Source organism: Pseudomonas sp. B22129 (genome assembly GCF_044218875.1).
Classification (GTDB): Bacteria; Pseudomonadota; Gammaproteobacteria; order Pseudomonadales; family Pseudomonadaceae; genus Aquipseudomonas.
The window spans coordinates 439,485-464,920 of the sequence record NZ_CP162592.1 but is presented as its reverse complement, the minus strand read 5'-3'; the positions used below and the strand labels follow the sequence as shown (position 1 = coordinate 464,920).

Sequence of the window (25,436 nt, the reverse complement as noted above, 5' to 3'; positions counted from 1 at the left end):
CTGCTCAAAAGGAAGGTGACTAATGCGTATTGATCGTTTAACCAGCAAATTGCAGTTGGCTTTATCGGATTCTCAATCCCTGGCGGTGGGCCTCGACCACCCGGCCATCGAGCCTGCGCACTTGATGCAGGCGCTCCTGGAACAGCAAGGTGGTTCTATCAAGCCCTTGCTGATGCAGGTGGGCTTCGACGTCAACAGCCTGCGCAAGGAGTTGAGCAAAGAGCTCGACCAACTGCCGAAAATCCAGAACCCCACCGGCGACGTGAACATGTCGCAGGACTTGGCGCGCCTGCTCAACCAGGCTGACCGCCTCGCCCAGCAAAAAGGCGACCAGTTCATCTCCAGCGAACTGGTGTTGCTCGCCGCGATGGACGAGAACAGCAAGCTCGGCAAATTGTTGCTGGGCCAGGGTGTGAGCAAGAAAGCCCTGGAAAACGCCATCAACAACCTGCGTGGCGGCGATGCGGTGAATGACCCCAACCATGAGGAGTCGCGCCAGGCCCTGGATAAATACACCGTCGACCTGACCAAGCGTGCCGAAGAGGGCAAGCTCGACCCGGTGATCGGCCGTGACGATGAAATCCGTCGCACCATCCAGGTGCTGCAACGCCGCACCAAGAACAACCCGGTATTGATCGGTGAGCCTGGCGTGGGTAAAACCGCAATTGCCGAAGGTTTGGCCCAGCGCATCATTAATGGTGAAGTGCCGGACGGCCTTAAAGGCAAACGCCTGTTGTCGTTGGACATGGGGTCGCTGATTGCCGGTGCCAAGTTCCGTGGCGAGTTCGAAGAACGCCTGAAATCCCTGCTCAACGAGCTGTCGAAGCAGGAAGGGCAGATCATTCTGTTTATCGACGAATTGCACACCATGGTCGGCGCCGGTAAAGGCGAGGGCTCCATGGATGCCGGCAACATGCTCAAACCGGCCTTGGCGCGCGGCGAGCTGCACTGCGTCGGTGCGACCACGCTCAACGAATATCGCCAGTACATTGAAAAGGACGCGGCCCTCGAGCGGCGCTTCCAGAAAGTACTGGTGGAAGAACCGAGCGAAGAAGACACCATCGCAATCCTGCGTGGCTTGAAAGAGCGCTATGAGGTTCACCACAAGGTGGCTATCACCGACGGCGCGATCATTGCGGCGGCGAAATTGAGCCATCGCTACATCACTGACCGTCAATTGCCGGACAAGGCTATCGACCTGATCGACGAAGCGGCCAGCCGCATTCGTATGGAGATCGATTCCAAGCCGGAAGTGCTCGACCGTCTGGACCGGCGCCTGATTCAGTTGAAAGTTGAATCCCAGGCGTTGAAGAAAGAAGAAGACGACGCGGCGAAAAAGCGCCTGGAAAAACTCCAGGAAGAAATTGTCCGTCTGGAGCGCGAGTATTCCGACCTGGAAGAAATCTGGACGTCGGAAAAAGCTGAAGTGCAGGGTTCTGCGCAGATCCAGCAAAAGATCGAGCAGTCTCGTCAGGAGCTGGAAGCCGCGCGCCGTAAAGGTGACCTGAACCGCATGGCCGAACTGCAGTACGGGGTGATCCCGGACCTGGAACGCAGCCTGCAGATGGTCGACCAGCATGGCAAACCCGAGAACCAGTTGCTGCGCAGCAAGGTGACCGAGGAAGAAATTGCCGAAGTCGTCTCGAAGTGGACCGGCATTCCGGTGTCGAAAATGCTCGAAGGCGAGCGCGACAAGTTGCTGAAGATGGAAAGCCTGCTGCACCAGCGCGTCATCGGCCAGGAAGAGGCGGTGGTGGCAGTGTCCAACGCGGTGCGGCGTTCGCGGGCCGGTTTGTCCGATCCGAACCGTCCAAGCGGCTCGTTTATGTTCCTCGGCCCGACCGGCGTGGGTAAAACCGAGTTGTGCAAGGCCTTGGCCGAATTCCTCTTTGATACTGAAGAGGCCATGGTGCGGATCGATATGTCCGAATTCATGGAGAAACACTCGGTGGCCCGTCTGATTGGCGCACCACCAGGCTATGTGGGCTATGAAGAGGGCGGTTACCTGACCGAAGCCGTGCGCCGCAAGCCTTACTCGGTGATCCTGCTGGATGAGGTCGAGAAGGCGCACCCGGATGTGTTCAACATCCTGTTGCAAGTGCTGGAAGATGGCCGGTTGACCGACAGCCACGGGCGTACGGTGGACTTCCGTAATACGGTAATCGTGATGACCTCCAACCTGGGCTCGGCGCAGATCCAGGAGCTGGTAGGCGATCGTGAAGGCCAGCGCGCTGCGGTGATGGATGCGCTGACGTCGCACTTCCGCCCGGAGTTTATCAACCGGGTCGACGAAGTGGTGATCTTCGAGCCTCTGGCGCGGGATCAAATCGCAGGCATTACCGAGATCCAGTTGGGTCGCCTGCGTGGCCGTCTGGCTGAGCGCGAGTTGAACCTGGAACTGAGCGATGAGGCGTTGGACAAGCTGATCGCGGTCGGTTACGACCCGGTGTATGGCGCACGGCCGCTGAAGCGTGCGATCCAGCGCTGGATCGAAAACCCGTTGGCGCAGTTGATTCTGTCGGGCAGCTTCATGCCGGGCACCAGCGTCAAAGCGGCAGTGGAAAACGACGAAATCGTCTTCCATTGAGCCCGGCCTGTATGGCGATAAGAGGAGGCCCCGCATTGCGGGGCCTTTTTTTTCGATAGGGCGTTGAACTGTAAGGCAAAGGCTTGTAAAGTGCGCCCCGCAGCAACGTCAGCCCACGGGTTTCTTCTCCCCAAGAAGAAATCAGAAACAAGCGCAAATCATTGTCTTAAAAGCAATTTAAAGGGTTGACAGGGGTTTTTAAGATTGTAGAATAGCGCGCCTCAGACACATGAACGTAGCGATACGGGCAAGTCGAAGAGAAGGTTGGATAGCAGTAAAAGTTGTACTTTGAAATATGTAGTTCCGTGATAGCTCAGTCGGTAGAGCAAATGACTGTTAATCATTGGGTCCCAGGTTCGAGTCCTGGTCACGGAGCCAATTTCAAACCGGGGTATAGCGCAGTCCGGTAGCGCGCCTGCTTTGGGAGCAGGATGTCAGGAGTTCGAATCCCCTTACCCCGACCATATTTGGGTCGTTAGCTCAGTTGGTAGAGCAGTTGGCTTTTAACCAATTGGTCGTAGGTTCGAATCCCACACGACCCACCATTTTTGAGACCAGTTAACGCTGGAATCGAATCTTAAGATCAGAGGCCAAAAGCGCTGATCGAAGAAGGCGACTGAAAGGTCGCCTTTTTTTTACCGGGGTATAGCGCAGTCCGGTAGCGCGCCTGCTTTGGGAGCAGGATGTCAGGAGTTCGAATCCCCTTACCCCGACCATATTAAAAATCCTCGTATCGACAGATACGGGGATTTTTTTTGCCTGTTTTTTGATCTCGTTTGTGCAGTTTTCAAACATATATTGTGCTGATTGGTGCGTTGGTGCAGCGGTCGAGACCTCCTAGACTGGGCCTCGTCAGTTACTCACCTACACAGGAACCCGCATCATGACCCCTATCTTGGCCATTCAACCCGTTCGTTCGTTGCCCGCGCTGCTCAAGACCACCCTTGTTGGTCTGGGCATGCTGATGGGGCTCGGGCAGTGTGCTGTCGCCGCCGAAACCGCCGCGAACCAGCACCCCACCATTCGCGCCATGTCCGGTGCCAAGCCAACCGAGCGGCTGGCCCCGAAAACTACCGCCTTGTTGGTCATCGACTTCCAGAATGAATATTTCACCGGTCGCATGCCGATCCCGGACAGGTTGAAAGCCCTGGAAAACACCCGTCGCTTGATTGAGTTTGCCGACGCGCAACATATCCAGGTCATTCACGTGCAACACATCGCACCGGCGGGCGCCGCAGTGTTTGCCAACGATGGCAAGACTGTGGACTTTCACCCGCTGATGAAGCCACGCCCACAAGACAAGCTCGTGCAGAAAACCACCGTCAGCGTGTTCGCCAGCACCGACCTAGATGCACAACTGAAAAAGGCAGGCGTCAAAACCCTGATTATCACCGGCCTGATGACCCACGCCTGCGTCGCTGGCGCCGCCCGGGACGCTGCGCCGTTGGGCTACGACGTTGTGGTAGCATCCGACGCCACAGCCACTCGGGCGATTACCCGTGCTGATGGCCGTTCGGTTAACAAGGATGAACTGCACAATTCGGCATTGGCTGAAATCGAAGACACCTTTGGTTCGGTGCTGACCACGTCGCAAATCCTCGCTCTGCCGGTTAACTGATTCTTTGATTTGCCCGGGATAGCCTGTTTGATGAACCAGTTATCTGCCATGCGCGCCTTTCGGTGCATCGTCGAGGCCAAGGGCTTTTCTGCTGCAGCGGAACGCCTGGACACTACGCACTCGACGATTTCCCGGCAATTGCAGCAGCTGGAAGTTGAGCTGGGCGCCCAGTTGATCAACCGCAACACGCGACGGTTCAGCCTGACCTCGGCGGGAGAGCAGTACTACGCGGCGTGTGTGGATATCCTCGAACGTATCGATGCGGCGTCCCAGCTCATTGCCAGTGGCCATCAGCGACCTGAAGGCTTGCTCAGGGTCAGCGTGCCCTTAGTGGTGGGCACGCTGGACTTGCCGCACTGGCTGCCAGGTTTTCAGCGACGCTATCCAGACATAGAGCTTGAGTTGTGTTGCGATGATCAGTTCGTCGACCTGGTGGCCGCCGGGTTTGATGTGGCAATACGAATTGCCAACGCACTGGCGGATACCTCGCTGATTGCACGCACGTTGACGGTTTCCAGGCAGGTCCTGGTGGCATCACCGGGTTATATCAACCGCTATGGCTTGCCCCGCACTGCCCAGGAGCTCGACAAGCATCGCCTGTTGACCTTTGTCGGTGCCTCTTCGGATTGGGAACTGAGCACAGTGCGCGGCGGGGCGGTCAGGGTCACGCCTTCGGGGCAATTCAGAACCAATACAATCAGTGCGCTGCACGCGGCAACCCTCGCCGGCGCGGGCATCGCGTGTTTCACCCAGGCCACGGTGCGCAATGATCTGGCGCAGGGCCAGCTTGTGCCTATCCTGCCCAATTACTCATTGGGCGAGCGACATTACTACGCGCTTTATCCACAGTCCCGGCACCTTGCGCCGAAGGTGCGGGCGTTTGTCGACCACATGGCCGAGTTTTACCGCGCCCAATAAAAATCCCCCTGTCGCAAGACCGGGGGATTTTTTTACTGCCGTACAGTGCGTCAGTGCAGCTTGAGCCTTGGCTCAGTGCCGCGCCCGATCTTGCTGCCGAGCATCAACATGGCCGTGCGGAAAAAACCGTACAACGCCATCTGGTGCATGCGGTACAGCGACACATAGAACATCCGCGCCAACCAGCCCTCGAGCATCACGCTGCCGGTCAGGTTGCCCATCAGGTTGCCCACCGCCGAGAACCGCGACAGCGAAATCAACGAGCCGTAGTCGGTGTACTTGTAGGTTGGCAAGTCCTTGCCTTCAATGCGCAGCTTCAGCGATTTGGCCAGCAACGATGCCTGCTGGTGAGCCGCCTGGGCGCGTGGCGGTACATTGCGGTCGGTGCCCGGTTGCGGGCAGGCGGCGCAGTCACCAAAGGCGAAAATGTTTTCATCGCGGGTGGTTTGCAGGGTCGGCAGCACTTGCAGCTGGTTGATGCGGTTGGTTTCCAGGCCATCAATATCTTTGAGGAAACCCGGGGCGCGGATGCCGGCGGCCCAGACTTTCAGGCTGGCCGGGATGACCTGGCCACTGCTGGTGATCAGTGCGTCTGCCGTCACTTCGCTCACTGCCGAGTTAGTCAGTACCGTCACACCCAGCTTCTCGAGGGTTTTATGCACAGGCCCGCCAATGCGCTCGGGCAGGGCAGGCAATACCCGTGGGCCGGCTTCGATCAGGGTGATGTGCATGTTTTCCGGCTTGATGCGGTCCAGGCCGTAAGCCGCCAGTTCGTGAGCAGCGTTGTGCAGCTCGGCGGCCAGTTCGACGCCGGTGGCGCCGGCGCCGACGATGGCGACGCTGATGTTTTCTTCCACATCGGTTTGCCCGGCATGGGCGCGCAGGTAGTGGTTGAGCAGTTGTTGATGGAAACGCTCGGCCTGTTTGCGGGTATCGAGGAACAGGCAGTGCTGCGCCGCGCCTTCGGTGCCGAAATCATTGGTGGTGCTGCCGACCGCGATCACCAGGCTGTCGTAGCCCAGCACGCGTGCAGGCACCAGTTCACGGCCTTCTTCATCAAGGGTAGCGGCCAGCTGGATTTTCTTTTGCTCACGGTCGAGCCCGCTCATGCGCCCCAGTTGGAACTCGAAGTGGTTCCATTTGGCTTGGGCGACATAATTGAGTTCGTCTTCCGATGAGTTCAGCGAGCCTGCAGCCACTTCATGCAGCAGCGGTTTCCAGATGTGGGTCAGGTTGGCGTCCACCAGCGTGATGCTGGCGGTGCCGCGCTTGCCCAGAGTCTTACCCAGGCGGGTAGCCAACTCCAGGCCGCCGGCGCCGCCGCCGACGATAATAATACGATGGGTCATGGGGATATCTCGCAAGGCTAAAAGAAATCGGAGCAGTTACCCCCGCGAGCGCCAGGCAGCTCATAGCGTCAGGTAACTCAAAAGGCGGCTCAGCAGACCGAGCCCGATCACGGCCACCAGCACCACAACGAGGAGCAGCCACGGCCTGAAAGGCTTGCGCTCGACTCTGTTCTGGGAGAGTTGCAGGTACTCTTCGACATGCTGTTGGTCATCGGGGTTCAGGCGGCTGGTCATAAAGGCCTCGTCAGGTAGACGTTGCAAAAGAGCGCCACGTTACAGTCAGCGGCTTGGCGCGATTGCCACAAGCGTAGCCTGTGCCCGCGTCACAGGCTGATGCCCACGTCGAATACTATGCTGCGGCCCAGGTTGTTGCGCAAGAAGTCCGGTGCGTCCGGGTGGGCGAACAGCACGCGGGCGAAGGTCGGCCCGACGAGGGACAGCGAGCGCCAGCCCTGGCGCAGGTATTCGGTGGGCGGCGGGAAGTGGCTGTTGAGGTCCAGTACTTCGCGCTTGAGGCTGGTGAAGGCGATCAGGTCCAGCTCGCCCAGGTCCATCCCGCGTTCTTTGTAGTTATGCGCTTTTTTGCGCAGGGTCGGCGCCAGACGCAGCAGAAACTCATGGGCCGGGATGCGTCGCGGTTTGGCCTCGCGCCGCACCAGCTGACTCAGGGAAAACGCACTGCGCCGGCGCAACAACTCATCGCGCCACTCGTCGTTCAGGCGGCGCCCCTCATCCAGTACGAAAAACACCTCGAAACTGGCATCCCGAAACAGTACGTCGGGCGGTTCCTGGCCGGCGGCGTGAAACTCTTCGGCGCGGTAGGGCACATTCAGGCCTTGCAACAGGCGCTGGCAGACCCAACGCTCACGCTCCCATTTGCGGGCATTGGACAAAAACGCATTGGCTTGTTCGGCCGCTACGGTGAGCAGGCGCAAATAATCTGAGTCATCCATAGTGGCAGCTTAGCGTCCAAATGATGACCGCAGGAAGTCTTGCTTTAAAACACGGGTATAGACTGACGACTCAACGGCAACCGCAGGGATGAGGTGCGTGATGAGGTTTCATGCAGAGAGGCAGCATTCGTGATCAGCGCAGCGGTATTGGCACCGCAAACTCTCGTTATCGGCTGGCTGCTTTATGCGCCGCTGGTGATGTGGGCAATCCTGCGTTCGCCGTGGGTGGAGCTGTTTGCCGACCGACGGCGCCAGCATTTGTTGTTCGGCACGGTGTTCGCGCTGTTCATGCTGTGGCTGGTGCGGCGGGATTTCGATACCGGCGTCTCTTACCATTTTATCGGCATGACGGCTGTCACTTTGCTGCTCGACTGGCCTTTGGCAATCGTTGGCGGGCTCGCCGCGCAGGTGGGGCTGGTGTTGCTCGGGCGTCAGGACCTGGCGGCTGTCGGCGTCAACGGTTTATTGCTGATCGCGCTGCCGGTGCTGGTGACCGAAACGTGCGCGCTGCTGGTTGAGCGGGCGCAACCGCGAAACCCCTTTGTGTATATCTTTTGCTCCGGTTTCTTTGCCGCCGCGCTGTCAGCCTTGCTGTGTCTGTTGGTCGGGCTTGGGTTGCTGTGGTTCGACGGCCGTTTCGCAATGCCCGAGTGGCTGGAAGACTTCGTCGGTTACCTGTGGCTGATCATCTTCCCCGAAGCTTTTATCAACGGCATGGTCATCAGCGCACTGGTGGTGTTTTGCCCTGAATGGCTGGAGACCTTCAATCGCGCACGTTATCTCTCGGCGCCGTGGAAGGATGACGATTCGCAGCGTTGATCCAGATCAAATCCCGGGCAGCCCGGCAGGCCCATGCTCCGCGAAACTTTTTGAGCGAGCGGGAGCACGAACCATGAGTGTGTACGAGTGGGCACGGCAGGAGTTGCGCAGAAGCCAGGATGCGGCACAGGAAATCGGCTTCGACCCGGGTTTGACCCTTCGCGCCATGCTCAGCGCAGTGGTGCAGCAGAGCAAGGGTGTGCGCACTTTTGAAGACCTGGCCGACGAGTTGCAATACCTTGCAGAGAATCTCGACGACCAGCAGGAATACGCCTTTATGCGGCCTTAATGGCGCGGCGGCAGGTCTTCGGAAAACAACTCGTCTTCAGCATCCGGTGCCACGGGAATCTTGTGTTCCTCGGCCGCCCAGGCGCCCAGGTCGATGAGTTTGCAACGGTCCGAACAGAACGGCCGGTTGAGGTTGGTCGCTTTCCATTCCACGGGTGCGCCGCAGGTTGGGCAGTCGACGGTCAAGGGTTGGCTCATGATCGGCCTCCACGCAAAGTAAGGTAAAAGTGATGCAGTCGCTCGACCTCGCTGTGCAGCCAGGCGAGGTCTTTGTCGTTGACCAGCACATCATCGGCATGGTTCAGGCGGTCTTCGCGGCTGGACTGGGCCTTGAGAATCGCCTGCACCTGTTGCTCGCTGATGCCGTCGCGCTGCAGGGTACGTTGAATTTGCAGCGATTGCGGCACATCGATCACCAGAATGCGCTGCGTCATGCTGTATTGGCCGGACTCGATCAGCAACGGCGACACCAGGATCGCGTAAGGCGAGCGGGCGCGGGCCAGGTGGCTGCGAATTTCCTCGCCAATCAACGGGTGCAGCAGGGCTTCCAGCCAGCGGCGCTCTTCGGGTACTTCAAAGATCAGCTTGCGCAGCGCCGCGCGGTCCAGTTGGCCGTCGGGTTGCAGCACGCCGCCACCGAAATGCTCGGCGATACGCGCCAGGGCCGGCCGGCCGGGCTCGACTACCCAGCGCGCGGCATGGTCGGCGTCGACTAGGTCGATGCCCAGCTCCATAAAGTGCTGGGCGGCTGCGCTTTTGCCGCTGCCGATGCCACCGGTGAGGCCAAGAATCCAGGGTGTTGCGACAGAAGTGGTCATTTGAAACCGACAGACTGCAAATAGAAGTCGGTTATTTGACCACCCCAGAGCAATGCAATCCAGCCGGCAATTGCCAGGCACGGCCCAAAAGGCATGGGCACCGAGGCCTGGGACTTGCGCAAACGCATCAGCACAAGCCCGGCACACACCCCGAGCAGCGATGCCATCAGCAGCGTCATCGGCAAAATCTGCCAACCACCCCAGGCACCGAGCAGGGCCAGTAACTTGAAGTCGCCGTGGCCCATGCCGTCCTTGCCGGTGACCCGCTTGAACACCCAGAACACTGTCCACAGGCTCATATAACCAATGACCGCGCCCCACAGCGCATCGTGCAGCGTCGCCAGCAAGCCGAACCCGTTAGCGATCAAACCCAGCCACAGCAATGGCAGCACCAGCACGTCCGGCAACAACTGATGGTCCGTGTCGATCAGGCTCATTCCCAGCAGGCCCCAGCTCAGCAGCAGCACCGCGCCTGCTTCCCAGCCGAAGCCGAAATGCCAGGCCACTGCGCCAGAGATCAGCGCACAGGCGAGTTCCGTGAAGGGATAGCGGGCGCTGATCGGCTCGCGGCAATGAGCACAACGCGCCCTGAGCATCAGGTAGCTGAGCAGGGGAATGTTTTCCCAGGGGCGAATCGGCTGGTTGCACTGCGGGCAGCAGGAATTGGGCTGCGCAAGGTTGTAAACGGGGCCTTCGGGGTCAGCCGGCAAGCCGAGAATCTCCTGGGCCTGGGCACGCCATTCACGTTCCAGCATCTTCGGCAGGCGCCACACCAGCACATTGAGGAAGCTGCCGACGATCAGGCCCAACACCAGCGCGATCCCGACAAACAACCACGGTCGTTCAATCAGCAGCAGGCTCAAAATGCCGACCCCAACTGGAACACCGGCAGGTACATGGCGATCACCAGCGCGCCGACAATGCCACCCAATATCACCATGATCAACGGCTCCATCAGGCTCGTGAGGTTGTCGACCAGGTTATCCACATCGGCCTCGTAGTGATCGGCAACCTTCTCCAGCATGCTATCCAGAGTGCCCGACTCTTCTCCGATCGCCGTCATTTGGATGGCCATGCGGGGAAACAGACCGCTGCGGGTCATGGACTGATGCAATTGCATGCCGGTGGATACATCGTGACGCATATGTTCGATCGCCTGTTTGAACATTCCATTTCCCGTCGCGCCTGCCACGGAACCCAGAGCCTGCACCAAAGGCACGCCCGCCGCAAAGGTCGTCGAGAGGGTGCGGGCGTAACGGGCGATGGCGGATTTTTTCAGCAGTGTGCCTGCCAGAGGCACGTTCAACAAACCGGCGTCCACCTGATGACGTAAACCCTGGGAGCTTTGATAGGCCTGTCGAAACCCGATGAGTGCGCCGCCTGTGCCCAGCGCAATCATCCACCAGGCTCGCTGCAGGAACTCGGACAGGGCAATGACAGCCAATGTAAAGCTTGGCAGGTTGCCATCGACCCCGGCGAACAGGTTCTGGAACTGCGGCACCACGTGGATCAGCAGCACTGTGCTGACCCCGCACGCGACCACGATGACGGCAGCAGGGTAAGTCATGGCCTTTTTGATGCGGGCCTTGAGCTGCTGGCTTTTCTCCAGATGAATCGCCACCCGTTCCAGCAGGGTTTCCAGGGCGCCGGCCTGTTCACCGGCGGCAACCAGGTTGCAATACAGCTCATCGAAGTGGCGCGGGTGTTTGCGCAGTGCTGCCGACAGCGTGTTACCACCGGCGATTTCCTGTTTCAAGCCTTGTATCAGTGCGCGCATCTGGCGGTGGTCGAAGCCCTCGCGGATGATATCGAACGCTTGCAGCAGCGGTATGCCGGCGCGCAGCAAGGTCGCCAACTGGCGTGTGAACAGCGCAGTATCGGCGGGCCTTATCGGTGGAGCGAAGCTTGGCAAGCTCGGGGTTTTCTTGCGCACGCGGCTGGGGCAGATGCCTTGCTGGCGCAATTGTGCCTTGATCAGGGCAAGGCTTTTTCCGGCAGTTTTACCGGATACCCTGCGACCCTTGCGGTTGATGCCTTCCCAGGCGTAGATCGTTGAGGCTTCATTCATGACGCGTTTCCGCACACCGGTAGTTGAAGATTTATAGCTTAGTCAGGTGACGGATTTGGGCAGGCGGCCGGCCCGGGATAAAATGTCAGATTGTGCGTCCTGGACGCGATTGACCGCTCACGGATGAGTACACTGGCGCCGCTGCACATTGCGGGGCGCAGGAAGCGCCCTGAATCGGGTTCCATATCTGGAGAGTGAATGTGATGCGTCAGAAAGGTTTTACTTTGATCGAGTTGCTGATCGTCGTGGCGATCATCGGCATTTTGGCCACCATCGGGTTGCCCATGTACACCAAGCACCAGGCCAAGGCCAAGTTCACGGCAGGGCTGGCTGAAATTTCGGCGTTGAAAGCCGGCTACGAAGAGACGATCAACAGCGGCACGGTGCCGACCGTTGCGTTGGTCGGCGGCACCAGCCCCACCGCCAACTGCAGGATTGACGTGACCGGGGATGTCGCTACCGGTGCCGGGTCCATCAGCTGTGAAATCCTCGATGCGCCGGCGCCCGTGCTGGGCAAGACCATCACCTTGACACGCAGTGCCACTACGGGCTGGAAATGCGCCACCACCGCTGACGCGCAATACGTCGCCAAGGGTTGCGGCGCGGACGGCGCATAAGCCCCGCCGGGTGGTGGCGAGTCAGTTGCCGCATGGCCAATGCGGTGCTAGCTTTAGCCCACCGCCCGTGTAGCTCAGCCGGTAGAGCAGCGCACTCGTAACGCGAAGGTCGCAGGTTCGATTCCTGTCTCGGGCACAGGTTGATTTCTTAAGCGTTACGAGGCGTTCCCGGCAGGGCAAACAAGAAATTCGATTGTCCGGCTATGTACTAAACGCCCCTTTTTATTACAGCGATTTCAGGGGGTTCCCCTCTCGCCTGATGTATTCGTCCCCAAGCGCTGCAGCTCCAGGTGCATTGAGGTGTGATCCGTCCAGGCGGAATATGATTTTTCCGTCAATGACCGACGTGCATGCCTCGTTGCAAAGAACAACGTTAGGATCAATTAATACTATCTCCGGGAAAGCCTTTTTGATTCGGTATTCTATCCGGTCTTCATTTTTTTCAACCGGCGGTAGCATCAGCTCGGACGCATCAGCATGCCTCAACTTCATGCTGCGCAGTTTGCTGACTGCGGCTCTGCCAATTTCAGCGAATGGCTGAACCACCACCACTACCTTTACGCCCGCATCAAGATAAGCTTTCACCGTTTGCATTTGCAGGCCGTCGGCGTTGTTTGTTACATCTTCTATTTTGTCATTGTGGATTCTGAACCTGACTTGCCAGTCCGCGTAGTTGTTCCAGAAGTTTGAGAGGATCACTATTTTTTGCTTTTTCGCCAGTTCGAATCGAGCAGTGTTGTAGTTTGCGATCTTCATTGCTTCTTCTGTGGACAGCTTGTTTTGCATGTCCATCATGAACACACCGGGTATGGCCGGGGTTGAACCTGCCGTTGTGTCGTGGATCATCAGGCCGGCGTCCTTTGCAAGCTCGCCAATGAACGGTGCGTAAGCATTTGCAAAGGAATCACCCACAAGCATGCCATCCATTTTCGGTTTCTCAACGCCCAGGTAGCAGTCCTCTACGTTGCCTACCAGCATGGCGCTGATGCATTTGGGGCGCTGAATATGCGAGGTATTGGCTTCATCCAGTTCAGCCACCAAGGCTCCGGACTGTGCGCGGTAGCCGTCGTTTGCAATCACTATGTAGGCGAAGGCACCCGCAAAGGCGAGCGGTAGTATGTACATGCTGGCGAAGATGGGGGCGAAGCCTTTTTGTCGAACGTTTCGGAACCGTTCTTCCACCAGATGGAAGCTGACTACTGATGCAGCAAAGGCGATCGCCATCAGCAGTGCGGCGTTTAAATGGTTGAGTTCTATCCCTCGATACGCTGCCAGCACCAGCACCGGCCAGTGCCACAGGTAAAATGAATAGGACACTTTACCGACGTATCGAACAGGGGCGAGGCTCAACAGCCTGGTTCCGATCCCTGCTTGCGACCGGAAACCGGCGGCAATTACCAAGGCGGTACCCAGGCAGACAGGCAGCGCATTCAGACCGGGAAAAGAAAAGGACTCATCAAGTAACAGCGCACTGCCAATAATCAATGCAATTCCCGTGACCGACATGAACCCCGGCATCGTAGTGTGGCGCGCGATTCGGTGTTGGTACACGGCGAGGATGCAGCCAATCAATAATTCAAAGAAACGAAATGGCAGCAGCAGATAGGCGGCGTTTTTATGGTTAACCGCGTAATACTCGGATGCAACCAGCGAAACAACGAACAGTCCGACAATTGCAACGCGAGCGACTTTCTTGTTGTTGATCCACGCCAGCGCCAACAGGATAAAGGGCCAGACAATATAGAACTGTTCCTCTACAGCAATTGACCAGGTATGCAGTAAAGGCTCAGTACTGGCAGACCCAAAGTAGCCGGTGCCCGAAAAGAAATAGATGTTACTGACCGCTACCATCGAATAAACAGCGCTCTTGGCGAACGATATCATGTCGTCCGGCATGAGGTAGTTGTAACAGTAGGCAGCCAGGCAGATCATCATGAATACGTAGGCTGGCAACAAACGCTTGATGCGACGAACATAAAATGACTTGAACGAAAACTGACCGGCCAGTATTTCCCTGCGCAGAATGGACGTAATCAAGTAGCCGGAAATAACAAAGAACACGTCTACGCCGACGAACCCACCCAGCACAGGGAATTTTGCGTGGTAGAGAACGACCAGCAACACGGCAATGGCGCGCAGCCCATCAATGTCGGGCCTATAGACTTGTTTTTTAACTTGCATGACTTCCTTTTCTCCGGATTACCGGTGGCGAATTGATGGCGGGGGCGGATTCTACAGGCGATCGCCGGTCTTTGTCAGGGTTGATACGGCTTGCGTGGTGTGGTCTATTCTTGAGCGAGTTGGCCCGTGCTCGGTCGGCAAGTACGACCATCAGAGGGTCCAGCGAGGCGAAAAAAGTACAGTGGGCGGTACAGAGGCAATGTTTTAACCGGGCAGGCCCAGCCAATGCTGGTGATAAAGTGCCACACGCGGTTTCTGTCCAAAGCACAAATGCAACATTGTTCTACGGCAACGTTTTCAGATGATCCCAGAATGGTTCTGAAGGCCAGACGAGGCGGCATTCGTGCCCACTCTTTTGTATCTGCGCAACCTTGATGACCCAGATGCATCCCCATTCCTTGATCTAAGAGAACAACATGACCACGACTGAAAAGACCCAGGAAGCCCGGCACGAAGAAGCCCTCGAGAAATACCTCGAGGAGTCGCCGCAGCTTAAAGAAGAGATCAAGGACCTGAGCGCTGATGATCAGCGCGACCAGATCCAGTGGGCATTTGAGGATGAGGCCGAGAGCCAGGGCTATCAGCCTTGGGAACTGACCCTCAAGTACACCTCGACGCCGGAGGAGTTCGAAGCCGCACGGCTGGCCTTGCACAAAGAGGCGGCAGAGGTGCTGGGTGTCGAGTGGGAAGAATATTGCGAGATGAATGACCTGGTGGTTTGAAACCTCATTGAAAGGGCCGGCAAACCGGCCCTTTCAACGTTTTCAGATACTCAGCCGCATCGACAGATCCACCGCCTTCACATCCTTGGTCATCGCGCCAATGGAGATGTAATCCACCCCGGTCTGCGCGATGGGCAGCAGGGTGGTTTCGTTGATCCCGCCGCTGGCTTCCAGCTTGGCCTTGCCCCCGTTCAGCCGTACGGCTTCACGCATGTCGTCCAGGCTCAATTCGTCGAGCATGATGATATCGGCGCCCGCCGCCAACGCTTCGCGCAGTTCTTCCAGGCTTTCCACTTCGATTTCCACCGGCTTGCCGGGGGCGATCTTGTGGGCGGCCGAAATGGCCTGAGCGATACCGCCACACGCGGCGATATGGTTTTCCTTGATCAGGAATGCGTCATACAAGCCGATGCGATGGTTGTGGCAGCCGCCGCAGGTCACTGCATATTTCTGTGCCAGGCGCAGGCCTGGCAGGGTTTTGCGGGTGTCCAGCAACTTGACCTGAGTGCTGGCGACAAAATCCGCCAGGTACTGCGCACGGGTCGCTACGCCCGACAGCATTTGCAGAAAGTTCAGCGCACAACGTTCCCCGCTGAGCAGCGAACGGGCCGGGCCTTCGAGGTGAAACAGCACCTGGTTGGGGCTGACGCGCTCACCGTCGGCCACTTGCCAATGCACCGCGACCCGCGGGTCGAGCTGGCGGAACACCGCATCCACCCAGGCTGTACCGGCAATAACGGCCGCATCGCGGGTAATGATCGTGGCCTTGGCCAGCCGTTCGGCGGGGATCAACTGTGCGGTGATGTCGCCGCTGCCGATGTCTTCCAGCAGCGCGCGGCGCACGTTGGCTTCGATTTCGGCGGTGAGGTCGGCAAGACGGAGATTCGGCATAACGGGCTCCACAAACAAAGTGCCTCGATTATAGGGGCTGTGCGCCTTTGAACCCAGACTCGCCACCCAATTACCGCGCAATGACAGAGTTTGCTGGCGCAATGGCCCTCGTTTGCAAGATAATCTCGCGCCTTGCAATTGGCGTCATAGCTTTGACGTCTTGGTGATGACCGGTGACTTGCAGTGCCCACAGGGCCCGCCGCCGATCTTTCCCCGAACCTACACCGCCGTTTCAGGAGGCCAGGATGCACATTGACGGAAAGGTGGTGCCCATCAACAAGGCACAGACCACGCCATCGCCGCTTGCGCGCTTGCCGGTGGTGTTGCTGCAGGTACGTGACAAGGCCGCGCAGCAGTTGCAACAGGGTTTGCAGGAACTGTTCGATAACGCTGACGACACCCTGTTCGAAATGGCCGACAAGGCCCGCAGCAATGTCGACCATCACATTTTCTTCGAAGCCATGCGCGACTTGCGGCTCAAGCGCAAGAATTTCGAGCGCGTGTTCATGGAGCAGTTGTTCGCCGCGTTCGCCGGCCTGGGCCAGACCGCCCGGGGTGAGTTGCAGTTATTACCTGTGGTGTCCTATGAGGCTACGCCGGGTACTTCCAATGACGATCTGGAAAAAGCCGTGGCGCTGGAGGCCATGCTCGGTCGCGTGCGGCATCGCGATGGCTTGGCATTGGGGCAACTCACTGCTCGCTTGAGCGCGTTGCTGGGCAAGGCGCTGGATGAGCGTGATAACCCGCTGGGCCCGGCGCTGCTGTGCGAGTTCTTTTTATGCGCGGGGCGCAGCCTGGGCGTGGAGATCCGCGTCAAGCTGATCATGCTCAAACTCTTTGAAAAGTATGTGCTCAGCGATGCCGACCAGTTGTTTGGCGAAGCCAACCAGTTGTTGGTCGCCACTGGTGTGTTGCCTGAGCTCAAGGCTGTGCCGTCACGTCGTCCGGGTGGGCGTGCAGCGCGAGAACAGCAGCGCGAGGGCAGCCTGCCGAGTGCAGACCCGCCGCTCGATGAGACGGGCCAGGAAGCCTTCGCAGCCTTGCAGAAACTGCTGGCCGCTGTGCGCGGCAGCGTCGCGCCGACCCTGGAAGCCAGCGCCGAACCCCAGCCAATCAGCAGCCGCGACCTGCTGCGCCTGCTCTCCCACCTGCAGCAATACGTGCCGGAACCCGACGCTGAAGACGATTTCGACCTGCGTAATCAGCTGGAGCAGCTGTTGACCCGGGTGAGTGTGAAAAGCGGTAAATCCCGTGTCGTGGAAGATGCCGACGAAGACGCGATCAATCTGGTGGCCTTGCTGTTCGAGTTCGTGCGCAATGACCGCAGTGTGCCGGACGCCTTCAAGGCGTTGATCGGCCGCCTGCAGATTCCACTGCTGAAAGTGGCGGTGCTGGACAAGAGCTTTCTCAGCCGCCCTGGCCATCCGGCGCGGCGCCTGCTCAATGAGATCGCCGCCGCCGTTATTGGCTGGAGCCCGCGCGGCGACTATCAGCGCGACAGTCTGTACCTGCGCATCGAGCAGGTGGTGCAGCAGTTGCTCAACGAATTCGTTGAGGATCAGGCGATTTTCCCCCGGTTGCTGGCGCAATTCAGCGCGTTTGCCGCCGATGAGCGGCGCCGCAGTGAATTGCTTGAGCAGCACACCCAAGAGGCTGAAGAAGGGCGTGTGCGCACCCAGGCCGCCCGTCAGCGGGTGGCCGACGTGGTAAGCCGCAGGGTGTTGGGCAAACTCTTGCCGCTGGCGGTGGTGCATTTCCTCCAGCAGGCCTGGAGCCAGGTACTGTTGTTGGCCAGCCTCAAGCACGGCGAACAATCGGTGCAATGGCAGGCGGGGCTGCGCACCATGGACGAATTGATCTGGAGTGTGAGCCTGCAGAAAGATACCGAGGCGGGCCGGCATCTGCTGGAACAACTGCCCGGGCTGCTCAAGGCCTTGCGTGACGGTTTGGCCAGCGCCGCGTTCGACCCTTTCAGTACGCGCGAGTTTTTTGTGCGCTTGCAGGCCATGCACGCACAATCCTTCGACGCGGAACGCCTCGACACGCTGATCGAAGTGCGTGAGCCTTTTGTGGCCGATAGGGGCGCCCCAGATCCCATCGAAAACTTGCCCTCTGATGACCCGGACCTGTTGAGGGCCTACCAAATGCGCATTGGCGACTGGTTCGAACTTCAACCGGATGAAGCCACAACCTTGCGCTGCAAGCTCACCGCGATCATGGCGCCGGCCAATACCTACGTTTTTGTCAGCCGCACGGGCCTCAAGGTGCTCGATCAAAGTGCTGGCCAATTGGCCATGGCGTTCAAGCAGGGCGCGTTGCGCGTCCTGGATGATGGTTTGCTGTTCGACCGCGCCCTGGCCGCAGTGATCGCCAACCTGCGTCAACTCAATCGCGGCAAGTGATCGCAACCACAGGCCTGAACGCGGCATACTGGTAACACCTCGTCTCATTCAAGGAACCGGTATGCAGTTGGACCCCGCCAGCGGTTGGTGCCAGGGCATTGCACATTGCCCTTCACCCAACTTCAACGAGCGCCCCGCAGGCGAAATCTCACTGTTGGTGGTGCATAACATCAGCCTACCACCGGGGCAATTCGAGACCGGCAAGGTGCAGGCGTTTTTCCAGAACCGCCTGGATGTCACGGAACATGCCTACTTTGAAGGGATTGCCGACCTACGGGTATCAGCGCATTTTCTGATAGAGCGCAGCGGCAAGGTCACGCAGTTTGTATCCTGTCGGGACCGTGCCTGGCATGCCGGGGTTTCCCGCTTCGAGGGGCGCGAGGTCTGTAATGATTTTTCCCTGGGTATCGAGCTGGAGGGAACAGACGAGCTGCCGTTCACCGATGCCCAATATGCGTCACTGATCGAGCTCGCCCGCCAGTTGCTGGCGGCTTACCCGGGCATTACCCGTCAACGCATTTGTGGTCACAGTGATATCGCACCGGGGCGCAAGACCGACCCGGGCCCGGCTTTTGATTGGACGCGCTTTCGCAGCGCCCTGCAGGATGGAGGACACGCACGATGAGTTTCCTGGTGTTGGTGCTGGCGGTGTGGATCGAGAAGTTCTCGGCCCTGCGCCAGCGGCTGCAACGCGACGGCGGATGGCTGCGTGAATTGGCCAAGCTGGAAGCGAGCCCGCGGATGGGCAAGCAACCGTGGCTGATTCTCGTGTTGCTGGTGCTGTTGCCCGTTGCCGTGCTGGGGCTGTTGTTGCTGGTGCTGGAACCGGTGGCGTACGGCCTGTTGGCGTTGCCGGTGCACTTGTTGGTGGTGATTTACAGCCTGGGGCGTGGCGATCTGCTGGCCGGGCTCGGGCCGTTTCGTGATGCGTGGCGGCGTGGTGACCTGCAAGCCGCCGAACATGTGGCCGAGCGCGACCTGAAGATCGCCGCTGACAGCGGCGAGCAACTGTTGGAACGCGTCCAGGGCCACCTCTTATGGCAGGCCTACCAGAGCTTTTTCGCGGTGATTTTCTGGTACTTCCTGCTCGGCCCGGTCGCGGCATTGGCTTATCGATTGCTGGCGCTGGCCAGTGAGCACAGCCAGAACCCGCTGGTGGCGGAGCGCGCCGGGCAACTGCGTCATGCGTTTGACTGGCTGCCCGTGCGCCTGCTCGCGGCGAGTTTTGCCTTGGTGGGTAACTTTGTCGCGGTCGGCCGGGTGATGCTCCATGAGTTGCTGAGCTGGGACATCAGCGCGGCACAGTTGGTGGAAAAGGTCGGCTTGGTGGCGGCGGAAATTCCACCGCCGGCAGTCGGGGCGGATGGCATCAACAGCCTGGATCGCCTGTGGGAACTGCTGCTGCGCGCGGCGGTGCTGTGGTATGCCGGGTTTGCCATCTGGACCGTGCTGCCCTGATCGGCGCGGTCAAAAATGTGGGAGATTCTATGGTTGGGGGCAACCCTCAACCAACCTTCGGTTGGTATTCGTTTTGCCCTTTCAGCAAGGCAAATACCACCCGAGCAAGCTTGCGAGCCAACATTACCAGTACCTGAGTGGTGCTATATCCCCGTGCCCGCTGCGCCTGGTAAAACTCCTTCCATGCTGCAGTCCGGCTAGCCGCCATTGCTGCGTTATGCAGAAGGCGCCGCGCTTCTGAGTCGCCGCGCTTGCTTAAACTGCGCCGATTATCTTTCTGCCCGGACTTGGAGACGCGCAAGTCCATACCCAAGAAAGCGATAAATGCGTCCGCGTTTCTAAAGTCCCCTCGCTGGAAGCTGGTAATCAAGCGAGCCCCGGTCAAAAAACCGATACCTTCAACGCTCATGCAACGTTTGAGTTGGCCCAGTAACCCAGCCTCTTTCAGTCGATCGCTGATCATTTTTTCGATCAATCCTTCAAGTCTTTGCATCGACTTCATTTGCTCGGCAAAAGAGGCCTTCAACAGCGGTTCATTCGCCCAGCTTTGCGTCAGGCTAACGCGAGCTTGAACCAGGGCGGCACGGCGGCGGAAAAGGCTTAACAGTTGGCGATAAAGAGGGGACGGCGGTGTCCAGGGGTGAAGCTCGTCGGCTTCTTTTCGCAAATACCGTGCTAGTAATTGGGCATCCAGGGCATCAGTTTTGGCACGAACCTTCACACTTTTGCGGTAATGACTGAGTTCATAACCACCGACCATGTAGATAACGCAGCCAGCTTCATAGGCCAGATCAGCAAACTCCAAGTGGTAGGTGTTGGTGGCCTCAATGGCGATAGCAACGCTGCCTGGTAAAGCCCTCAGCCACTTTTTGATAGCGGCTTTGGTATTCGGGATTGCTTCCAAAAGATCGAGATCGGCGTGATAAATCACCAATTCATTTTTTGCGACATCAATACCAACAATCGGCTTGGAGACGGGAACTGGCATTGCCATAGTGACTTCCTCCGGGCTAAGGTTTTGAGCACTTGAAGGGCTCACCCAGAGGCGCAGGCTTGTTCCTATCGTCGGTCATAGCCAGATGCATTCTTTATCGGCGCTTGGGTGAAAGGAGGAGGGGCGAAATCTCCCACGGTCTGTACTGCGCCAACAGTCAGAATCTGGCTTTGTCCCTCCTCCTCCCTTCAAGTCCTAGCATACAAGCTGGCTTGTTGTGGTGAGCAAGCTTGCTCGCCACAACAAGCCAGCTCCAACAGGTCGTTAACCTTACGTTACAAAACTCCCTTTCGAATTGAGCTATACAGTCAGTGCGCCAAATAGTGGCCTTCTGCCGTTTCCCTGCGCCTCAATAAAAATAATAGAAAGGGAGTTCACCCGTGAAGAGCTTGCTCTATCCCGCTGTGGCGTTGATGAATCGCCTGAGTTTCGGTATGAAATTCAGCCTGATCAGCGTGCTGTTCCTGCTGCCGATGCTGGCGACCAACGCCGTTCTGGTGCGCGATTCCTGGCGTGAATTCCAGGGCACGCGCACCGAGTTGCAAAGCCTCGACCTGCTCGGCAGCAGCCTGGCCCTGCGCCGGGACCTGGAAACCCTGAACAACCAGGTGCAAATCAACGCAACTCTCGGCCAAGCCGGCAAGGCGGGCGACCTCGAAACCAAAATCAGTGCCGTGGAGCAAAGCGTGCTGAGCCGCCTGCAAGGCCTCAACGCAATGGCCACTGACCCGGAGCAAGTCGCCGCTTTTGAGGGCAAGCGCGACGAATTGATCGCCGCGTTCAAGGCCCAGCAACAAGAAACGTCGCTGCTGAGTAAAAGCGCATTGATCGGCAAGCTGCTCAACCAGGCCCAAACGCTCAGCCAGGTCATCGCCAGCCAGTCCGGCTTGAGCCGCGACCCGCAAAGTGATTTGCGCCAACTCAGCGAGTTGATCACCGGCGTCACTCCCCAAGTCACCCAAACCCTGGGCGAAGGGCGGGCGATGGGCGCGTATTCATTGGGTCAGGGCTTTCTCAATTCGTCATCCAGCACGCGTTTTGAAGAGTTGCAGCAGCAATTGGAAAAGCTGCAGGCGCAGTACGCTCTGAAATTGCAGGACGCGCTCGGTGCCAGTAGGGCCGCTCACGCTGCGCTCGACGCTTTGGCTCAGGGCAGCGCTGCCAGCCTCAAGCGCGCCAGTGAGGTGTTTGAAGAGCAGGTGGTGATGGCTGAAACCCTTGATGCGCCGTGGCAGGCGTTTTATGAGGATGTCAGTCAGTTGATGGCTCACACCTATCAGCTTAATGAAGCAACCCTGACGTTTCTCGGGCAACAGCTGGAGCAGCGCCTGGCGCAGAACCGCACGCACATGGTGCTGCTGGTGTGCGCCCTGACCGCCGTCTTTTTGTTGATCTTTTATTTGTATGCCGGTTTTTATGCTTCAACCCGCACCACCCTGCGCCGCCTGGGGGCGATGATGGACAAGGTAGCGGCCGGCGACATGACCGTCACTTTTGTGGCCCACAGCCGCGATGAGCTGGGGGAATTGGGCCTGGTGTTCAATGGCACCGTGGCGAAGATCCATGACTTGATCGAGCGCGTGGGGCACACCGTCAGCCAGGTCGAACTGCAAGCCGGCGAAGTCGAGGCGGTCTCGGCCCAAAGCAATCAGGCGGTGTCCGGCCAGCGCAACCAGATCGAACAGGTGGCGACGGCAATGAATCAGATGTCCTCCACGGCGCAGGAAGTGGCGCGCAGCGCGGCGGCGGCGGTCAGCAGTGCGCACAGCGTCAACGACGAAACCGTCAGTGGTCGTGGCCTTGTGCAATCCCAACAAGGCAGCATTGCGCGCCTGGCGTCGGAGATCGATGAGTCGGTGCGGGTCATCAACCAATTGGCGACCGACAGCCAGGCCATCAGCAGCGTGCTGGAAGTGATCAAGAGCATCGCAGAACAAACCAACCTGCTGGCACTGAATGCTGCGATTGAGGCCGCGCGTGCCGGTGAACAGGGGCGTGGTTTCGCGGTGGTGGCCGATGAAGTGCGTACGTTGGCGCGGCGCACCCAGCATTCCACCGAAGAAATCGAGCAGATGATCAGCCGCTTGCACAGTGGCGTCGGGGCGGCAGTGAAGGCGATGGGCACCAGCCATGCCATGGCGAGCGGCACCGTGGGGCAGTCGGAAAAGGTCCAGCTGGCGTTGGAAAATATCCTGGGCGCGGTGGGCATGATCGTCGACCAGAACCAGCAGATTGCCGCAGCGGTAGAGCAGCAGACTGCGGTGGCCCACGATATCGACCAGAACATCGTCGAGATCAACCGTGCAGGCGAGCATGCGGCCCGGGGGGCGAACCAGACCGAGGCGGCCAGCCGGCAGTTGTCGATGCAAGTCATTGAGTTGAAGCAACTGATCGGAGCGTTTCGAGTGTAGGAAGTGTCCTTTTTTGGCGTGGTGCTTGTCCAGATTTCACTGTGAGTCTCTTTTGGCGACGCGAATGGGCGAGACTTTGTTTCAGATCATCACCGTTCAAGGGAGGCACAGCGATGGCCGCTGCAATCGGCATCAAAGGGCACTGCGCCCACTGCGATATCACTTTTGAACTCAAGCCCTGGCAGTTGAATGCCATCGCTATCCACGAGCCTTTCGAGTGCCCTTATTGTCAAATGACCGTGCAGTTGAACTGCCCCCGTCAACAGCGCCAATTCAAGGCGCTGGACCACTGGGCCATGGTGCCTCCGGGCATGATGGCATTCACCTGCATGGTGCTCATCATTGCACTGGTGGCGGAATGGGTGGGGCTGCTCAATGTTATCGGGCAGCTCAACATTTCACTGGTGGTGGTACTGGTGCACTTTCTGGTGTTGCGTTATGTCCGTTACCGGCAACGTCTGACGGTGAACCTGCAAGCAGTCACGCGGCTACCACTGAAACACTTCGCACGCGTTGCGTGTGCTCGTCTCGGCCAGCAATGAAGGGCTGATGCCCATGCGTGCGGCCAAGGCCGTGCAGATGTCCGGCAAATGTTGCGGGCTATTGCGAACGCCTGGGTACATGACGGGCGCCATGTCCGGCGAATCGGTTTCCAGCACAACGGCCTCAAGAGGCAGTTGAGCCAGCACCTTGTGCATGCGCAATGCCTGGGGCCAGGTGGGCGCGCCGCCCAGGCCAAGTTTAAAGCCGAGTTTGATGTATTCGCGGGCCTCTTCGACGCTGCCGGCGAAGGCGTGAATGATGCCGCCGCGTGGCAGGCGAATGCGCTTGAGCGTGGCGATCACCGCCGCGTGGCTACGGCGCACGTGTAGAAGCGCCGGGAGCTGGAAATCCACAGCCAGTTTCAGTTGCGCTTCAAACAGCACTTGCTGGCGTTCGCGGTCCAGCTGTTCGAGGAAGTAATCCAGGCCGATCTCGCCGACCGCACACAGTTGCCGATGGCCACGCAGGCGCGTCAACCATTCGCCCAACTCGGTCAGGTCGGCGGGCTGATGCTCATCGAGGTACACCGGGTGCAGGCCGAAGGCGGCGAATAAGCCTTCATCCTGCTGCACCAGGTCCCACACACGTTGCCAGTTTTGCTGATAGACCCCCAACACCACCATCCGCGACACGCCACTTTGCCGGCTGTGGGCGAGGACGGCCTGGCGGTCGTGATCGAAATCCGGGAAGTCCAGGTGGGTATGGGTATCGATCAACTCCACGCTCACGCCTCGTGAATACGCTGCTTGAAGGTTCGGCCAATCGCATGCACGCCGGGCTGGTAGTGTTCTTCTTCAATCGCGGCCAGGGCCAGACGCAGGGCGGTGTCGGCGATCAACTGATGCTGTTGGGCCATGGCGTTGACCGGCAGCGGCAGGAAGTCCAGCAGTTGCGTATCGCCGAACGTCCCCAGGCGTAGCGGCCGGGACTTGAGCGGGAAGTCGTGCAATGCATCAAACACGCCCTGCAACAGCACGTAGGAGGTGGTCACCAGTGCGTCAGGCAAATGCCCCAGTTGTTGTAGAAGTTGCTCCATCAGCTGTCGGCCACAGTCACGGCTGAAGGCCTCGCCGTGTTCAATGATCACTTCACCAGTGAACCCTTGCAGCGCTTCGCGGAAACCGGCAGCGCGTTCCTGGCTGATGCTCAGCTCAGGGCGCGCGCCAATCAACACGATTTGCTTGGGCTGTGGTTGCAACAGGCTGCTGGTCAGTTGCTGGCAGGCTTGGCGGTCGTCGCTGACCACCGAGCAGAATTGCCCCGGGTCCATGACGCGGTCGATGGCAATCACCGGCAAGCCTTTGGCCTGCAGCTCGTGGTAACTGTCATCGCTGGCCGGCAGGCAACTGGCGACGAACAACGCATCACAGCGCCGCGCGCGGAACAGTTTCAGCAGTTGGCGTTCGCTATCGGCCTCATCGTCGGAGCTGGCAATCAGCAACTGATAGCCGCGTGCCCGTGCACCTTGCTCCAGGAGCTTGGCGATGCGTGCGTAACTGGGGTTTTCCAGGTCCGGGAGAATAAAGCCCAAGGTGCGCGTATGCCGACTGCGCAACCCTGCCGCCTGAGGGTTAGGTGTAAAGCCATGGGCCTCGACCACAGCACGCACCCGCTCGACGGTCGCGGTGCTGATACGTTGCTGTTCGGCCTTGCCATTGATGACATAACTGGCGGTGGTCACGGACACACCGGCCAGACGTGCGATATCACTGAGTTTCAAACCGGGATTTCCTTGTTTTTTAGAGCTTGCCCCGACATTTTGTCCAATCGTAACCGATTCCTGCACACGACCAATGTCT

24 protein-coding genes, 5 tRNA genes and 1 pseudogene are annotated in these 25,436 nt (G+C 58.8%); 18 read left to right on the top strand and 12 right to left on the bottom strand.

Annotated elements, in window-relative coordinates:
• Nucleotides 1–22: 22 nt before the first annotated feature.
• The 7 genes from clpB (at nt 23) to AB4P94_RS02115 (ending at nt 5,123) form a co-directional block, all read left to right on the top strand.
• Nucleotides 23–2,587 (top strand): ATP-dependent chaperone ClpB, encoded by a 2,565-nt coding sequence (clpB, locus tag AB4P94_RS02145; protein WP_395609205.1) that lies wholly within the window; start codon nt 23–25, stop codon nt 2,585–2,587.
• 302 nt (nt 2,588–2,889) lie between these two features.
• Nucleotides 2,890–2,965, top strand: a tRNA-Asn gene (locus AB4P94_RS02140).
• A gap of 9 nt (nt 2,966–2,974) precedes the next feature.
• Nucleotides 2,975–3,051, top strand: a tRNA-Pro gene (locus tag AB4P94_RS02135).
• 5 nt (nt 3,052–3,056) lie between these two features.
• A tRNA-Lys gene (locus AB4P94_RS02130) sits at nt 3,057–3,132 on the top strand.
• Between the two features lie 94 nt (nt 3,133–3,226).
• A tRNA-Pro gene (locus AB4P94_RS02125) sits at nt 3,227–3,303 on the top strand.
• A gap of 167 nt (nt 3,304–3,470) precedes the next feature.
• Nucleotides 3,471–4,205, top strand: coding sequence for a cysteine hydrolase family protein (locus AB4P94_RS02120; RefSeq protein WP_395609204.1), 735 nt, complete (start codon nt 3,471–3,473; stop codon nt 4,203–4,205).
• Nucleotides 4,206–4,235: 30 nt separating this feature from the next.
• Nucleotides 4,236–5,123, top strand: a complete 888-nt coding sequence (locus AB4P94_RS02115) for a LysR family transcriptional regulator (protein ID WP_395609203.1) — start codon at nt 4,236–4,238, stop codon at nt 5,121–5,123.
• Nucleotides 5,124–5,173: 50 nt separating this feature from the next.
• Here the strand turns inward: AB4P94_RS02115 and AB4P94_RS02110 are convergent, their stop codons facing one another.
• From AB4P94_RS02110 to AB4P94_RS02100, 3 genes are all read right to left on the bottom strand, one after another.
• Entirely contained in the window at nt 5,174–6,472 is a 1,299-nt protein-coding gene (locus AB4P94_RS02110) for an NAD(P)/FAD-dependent oxidoreductase (RefSeq protein WP_395609202.1), read from the bottom strand.
• A 60-nt stretch (nt 6,473–6,532) separates the two neighbouring features.
• Complete coding sequence (locus AB4P94_RS02105; protein WP_016971625.1) at nt 6,533–6,706, bottom strand: DUF3094 family protein; 174 nt, start codon at nt 6,704–6,706, stop codon at nt 6,533–6,535.
• 89 nt (nt 6,707–6,795) lie between these two features.
• Nucleotides 6,796–7,425, bottom strand: coding sequence for a DUF1780 domain-containing protein (locus AB4P94_RS02100; RefSeq protein ID WP_083360208.1), 630 nt, complete (start codon nt 7,423–7,425; stop codon nt 6,796–6,798).
• Nucleotides 7,426–7,554: 129 nt separating this feature from the next.
• Between AB4P94_RS02100 and AB4P94_RS02095 the strand changes: the two genes are divergently transcribed.
• Nucleotides 7,555–8,244, top strand: a complete 690-nt coding sequence (locus tag AB4P94_RS02095; RefSeq protein WP_395609201.1) for an energy-coupling factor ABC transporter permease — start codon at nt 7,555–7,557, stop codon at nt 8,242–8,244.
• A 73-nt stretch (nt 8,245–8,317) separates the two neighbouring features.
• Complete coding sequence (locus tag AB4P94_RS02090; protein ID WP_025856597.1) at nt 8,318–8,533, top strand: hypothetical protein; 216 nt, start codon at nt 8,318–8,320, stop codon at nt 8,531–8,533.
• On the opposite strand, the gene yacG is transcribed toward AB4P94_RS02090, so the two are convergent.
• The 4 genes from yacG to AB4P94_RS02070 are packed head-to-tail and all read right to left on the bottom strand — an operon-like array spanning nt 8,530 to nt 11,418.
• On the bottom strand, nt 8,530–8,730 hold the full coding sequence (yacG, locus tag AB4P94_RS02085; protein ID WP_003188437.1) for a DNA gyrase inhibitor YacG: 201 nt from the start codon (nt 8,728–8,730) through the stop codon (nt 8,530–8,532). The genes AB4P94_RS02090 and yacG overlap by 4 nt on opposite strands.
• Nucleotides 8,727–9,350, bottom strand: a complete 624-nt coding sequence (gene coaE, locus AB4P94_RS02080) for a dephospho-CoA kinase (RefSeq protein ID WP_395609200.1) — start codon at nt 9,348–9,350, stop codon at nt 8,727–8,729. Before coaE ends, yacG begins: the two co-directional genes overlap by 4 nt.
• The gene (locus AB4P94_RS02075; RefSeq protein ID WP_395609199.1) at nt 9,347–10,213 is read right to left on the bottom strand and encodes a prepilin peptidase; all 867 of its coding nucleotides are present in this window, start codon (nt 10,211–10,213) and stop codon (nt 9,347–9,349) included. The genes coaE and AB4P94_RS02075 overlap by 4 nt, the downstream gene beginning before the upstream one ends.
• Entirely contained in the window at nt 10,210–11,418 is a 1,209-nt protein-coding gene (locus AB4P94_RS02070) for a type II secretion system F family protein (RefSeq protein WP_395609198.1), read from the bottom strand. The genes AB4P94_RS02075 and AB4P94_RS02070 overlap by 4 nt, the downstream gene beginning before the upstream one ends.
• A gap of 203 nt (nt 11,419–11,621) precedes the next feature.
• Between AB4P94_RS02070 and AB4P94_RS02065 the strand changes: the two genes are divergently transcribed.
• The gene (locus AB4P94_RS02065; RefSeq protein WP_395609197.1) at nt 11,622–12,035 is read left to right on the top strand and encodes a pilin; all 414 of its coding nucleotides are present in this window, start codon (nt 11,622–11,624) and stop codon (nt 12,033–12,035) included.
• Nucleotides 12,036–12,098: 63 nt separating this feature from the next.
• Nucleotides 12,099–12,171, top strand: a tRNA-Thr gene (locus tag AB4P94_RS02060).
• Nucleotides 12,172–12,260: 89 nt separating this feature from the next.
• On the opposite strand, the gene AB4P94_RS02055 is transcribed toward AB4P94_RS02060, so the two are convergent.
• Nucleotides 12,261–14,216, bottom strand: a complete 1,956-nt coding sequence (locus tag AB4P94_RS02055) for an acyltransferase family protein (RefSeq protein WP_395609196.1) — start codon at nt 14,214–14,216, stop codon at nt 12,261–12,263.
• A gap of 416 nt (nt 14,217–14,632) precedes the next feature.
• Here AB4P94_RS02055 and AB4P94_RS02050 point away from each other — a divergent pair, with 416 nt between their 5' ends.
• The gene (locus AB4P94_RS02050; protein WP_395609195.1) at nt 14,633–14,938 is read left to right on the top strand and encodes a DUF6388 family protein; all 306 of its coding nucleotides are present in this window, start codon (nt 14,633–14,635) and stop codon (nt 14,936–14,938) included.
• Nucleotides 14,939–14,980: 42 nt separating this feature from the next.
• Here AB4P94_RS02050 and nadC read toward each other — a convergent pair whose 3' ends face one another.
• Nucleotides 14,981–15,829: a carboxylating nicotinate-nucleotide diphosphorylase gene (gene nadC, locus AB4P94_RS02045; RefSeq protein WP_395609194.1), complete on the bottom strand. Its 849-nt coding sequence runs from the start codon at nt 15,827–15,829 to the stop codon at nt 14,981–14,983.
• A 245-nt stretch (nt 15,830–16,074) separates the two neighbouring features.
• On the opposite strand from nadC, the gene AB4P94_RS02040 reads away from it, so the two are divergent.
• The 3 genes from AB4P94_RS02040 (at nt 16,075) to ampE (ending at nt 19,689) form a co-directional block, all read left to right on the top strand.
• Nucleotides 16,075–18,231 carry a DUF1631 domain-containing protein gene (locus tag AB4P94_RS02040; protein ID WP_395609193.1) on the top strand — a complete coding sequence of 719 codons (2,157 nt, stop codon included), beginning with the start codon at nt 16,075–16,077 and terminating at the stop codon, nt 18,229–18,231.
• 61 nt (nt 18,232–18,292) lie between these two features.
• Nucleotides 18,293–18,856 (top strand): 1,6-anhydro-N-acetylmuramyl-L-alanine amidase AmpD, encoded by a 564-nt coding sequence (gene ampD, locus AB4P94_RS02035; protein WP_395609192.1) that lies wholly within the window; start codon nt 18,293–18,295, stop codon nt 18,854–18,856.
• Entirely contained in the window at nt 18,853–19,689 is an 837-nt protein-coding gene (gene ampE, locus AB4P94_RS02030) for a regulatory signaling modulator protein AmpE (RefSeq protein WP_395609191.1), read from the top strand. The genes ampD and ampE overlap by 4 nt, the downstream gene beginning before the upstream one ends.
• A 46-nt stretch (nt 19,690–19,735) precedes the next feature.
• On the opposite strand, the gene AB4P94_RS02025 is transcribed toward ampE, so the two are convergent.
• Nucleotides 19,736–20,683 carry an IS110 family transposase gene (locus AB4P94_RS02025; RefSeq protein WP_395607597.1) on the bottom strand — a complete coding sequence of 316 codons (948 nt, stop codon included), beginning with the start codon at nt 20,681–20,683 and terminating at the stop codon, nt 19,736–19,738.
• A gap of 413 nt (nt 20,684–21,096) precedes the next feature.
• Between AB4P94_RS02025 and AB4P94_RS02020 the strand changes: the two are divergent.
• The 3 genes and pseudogenes from AB4P94_RS02020 to AB4P94_RS02010 all read left to right on the top strand — a co-directional run.
• Nucleotides 21,097–22,188, top strand: a pseudogene (locus tag AB4P94_RS02020) (methyl-accepting chemotaxis protein); the annotation flags it as partial.
• The gene (locus AB4P94_RS02015; protein ID WP_395611281.1) at nt 22,165–23,094 is read left to right on the top strand and encodes a methyl-accepting chemotaxis protein; all 930 of its coding nucleotides are present in this window, start codon (nt 22,165–22,167) and stop codon (nt 23,092–23,094) included. The pseudogene AB4P94_RS02020 and the gene AB4P94_RS02015, both read left to right, overlap by 24 nt.
• A 113-nt stretch (nt 23,095–23,207) precedes the next feature.
• Entirely contained in the window at nt 23,208–23,636 is a 429-nt protein-coding gene (locus tag AB4P94_RS02010) for a hypothetical protein (protein ID WP_395609190.1), read from the top strand.
• On the opposite strand, the gene AB4P94_RS02005 is transcribed toward AB4P94_RS02010, so the two are convergent.
• Entirely contained in the window at nt 23,583–24,359 is a 777-nt protein-coding gene (locus tag AB4P94_RS02005) for a TatD family hydrolase (protein WP_395609189.1), read from the bottom strand. The genes AB4P94_RS02010 and AB4P94_RS02005 overlap by 54 nt on opposite strands.
• Before the next feature lie 2 nt (nt 24,360–24,361).
• Nucleotides 24,362–25,357, bottom strand: a complete 996-nt coding sequence (cra, locus tag AB4P94_RS02000) for a catabolite repressor/activator (protein ID WP_395609188.1) — start codon at nt 25,355–25,357, stop codon at nt 24,362–24,364.
• Nucleotides 25,358–25,436 lie beyond the last annotated feature (79 nt).

What these genes read in the sequence shown, in the direction of transcription:
- AB4P94_RS02120 (WP_395609204.1), top strand. Translation starts at nt 3,471, where the DNA reads ATGACCCCTATCTTGGCCATTCAACCCGTTCGTTCGTTGCCCGCGCTG.
- AB4P94_RS02025 (WP_395607597.1), bottom strand. Translation starts at nt 20,683, where the DNA reads ATGGCAATGCCAGTTCCCGTCTCCAAGCCGATTGTTGGTATTGATGTC.
- AB4P94_RS02070 (WP_395609198.1), bottom strand. Translation starts at nt 11,418, where the DNA reads ATGAATGAAGCCTCAACGATCTACGCCTGGGAAGGCATCAACCGCAAG.
- AB4P94_RS02040 (WP_395609193.1), top strand. Translation starts at nt 16,075, where the DNA reads ATGCACATTGACGGAAAGGTGGTGCCCATCAACAAGGCACAGACCACG.
- coaE (WP_395609200.1), bottom strand. Translation starts at nt 9,350, where the DNA reads ATGACCACTTCTGTCGCAACACCCTGGATTCTTGGCCTCACCGGTGGC.
- nadC (WP_395609194.1), bottom strand. Translation starts at nt 15,829, where the DNA reads ATGCCGAATCTCCGTCTTGCCGACCTCACCGCCGAAATCGAAGCCAAC.
- clpB (WP_395609205.1), top strand. Translation starts at nt 23, where the DNA reads ATGCGTATTGATCGTTTAACCAGCAAATTGCAGTTGGCTTTATCGGAT.
- AB4P94_RS02010 (WP_395609190.1), top strand. Translation starts at nt 23,208, where the DNA reads ATGGCCGCTGCAATCGGCATCAAAGGGCACTGCGCCCACTGCGATATC.
- AB4P94_RS02100 (WP_083360208.1), bottom strand. Translation starts at nt 7,425, where the DNA reads ATGGATGACTCAGATTATTTGCGCCTGCTCACCGTAGCGGCCGAACAA.
- ampD (WP_395609192.1), top strand. Translation starts at nt 18,293, where the DNA reads ATGCAGTTGGACCCCGCCAGCGGTTGGTGCCAGGGCATTGCACATTGC.
- AB4P94_RS02105 (WP_016971625.1), bottom strand. Translation starts at nt 6,706, where the DNA reads ATGACCAGCCGCCTGAACCCCGATGACCAACAGCATGTCGAAGAGTAC.
- AB4P94_RS02115 (WP_395609203.1), top strand. Translation starts at nt 4,236, where the DNA reads ATGAACCAGTTATCTGCCATGCGCGCCTTTCGGTGCATCGTCGAGGCC.
- AB4P94_RS02090 (WP_025856597.1), top strand. Translation starts at nt 8,318, where the DNA reads ATGAGTGTGTACGAGTGGGCACGGCAGGAGTTGCGCAGAAGCCAGGAT.
- AB4P94_RS02015 (WP_395611281.1), top strand. Translation starts at nt 22,165, where the DNA reads ATGACCGTCACTTTTGTGGCCCACAGCCGCGATGAGCTGGGGGAATTG.
- ampE (WP_395609191.1), top strand. Translation starts at nt 18,853, where the DNA reads ATGAGTTTCCTGGTGTTGGTGCTGGCGGTGTGGATCGAGAAGTTCTCG.
- AB4P94_RS02050 (WP_395609195.1), top strand. Translation starts at nt 14,633, where the DNA reads ATGACCACGACTGAAAAGACCCAGGAAGCCCGGCACGAAGAAGCCCTC.
- AB4P94_RS02110 (WP_395609202.1), bottom strand. Translation starts at nt 6,472, where the DNA reads ATGACCCATCGTATTATTATCGTCGGCGGCGGCGCCGGCGGCCTGGAG.
- AB4P94_RS02065 (WP_395609197.1), top strand. Translation starts at nt 11,622, where the DNA reads ATGCGTCAGAAAGGTTTTACTTTGATCGAGTTGCTGATCGTCGTGGCG.
- AB4P94_RS02055 (WP_395609196.1), bottom strand. Translation starts at nt 14,216, where the DNA reads ATGCAAGTTAAAAAACAAGTCTATAGGCCCGACATTGATGGGCTGCGC.
- yacG (WP_003188437.1), bottom strand. Translation starts at nt 8,730, where the DNA reads ATGAGCCAACCCTTGACCGTCGACTGCCCAACCTGCGGCGCACCCGTG.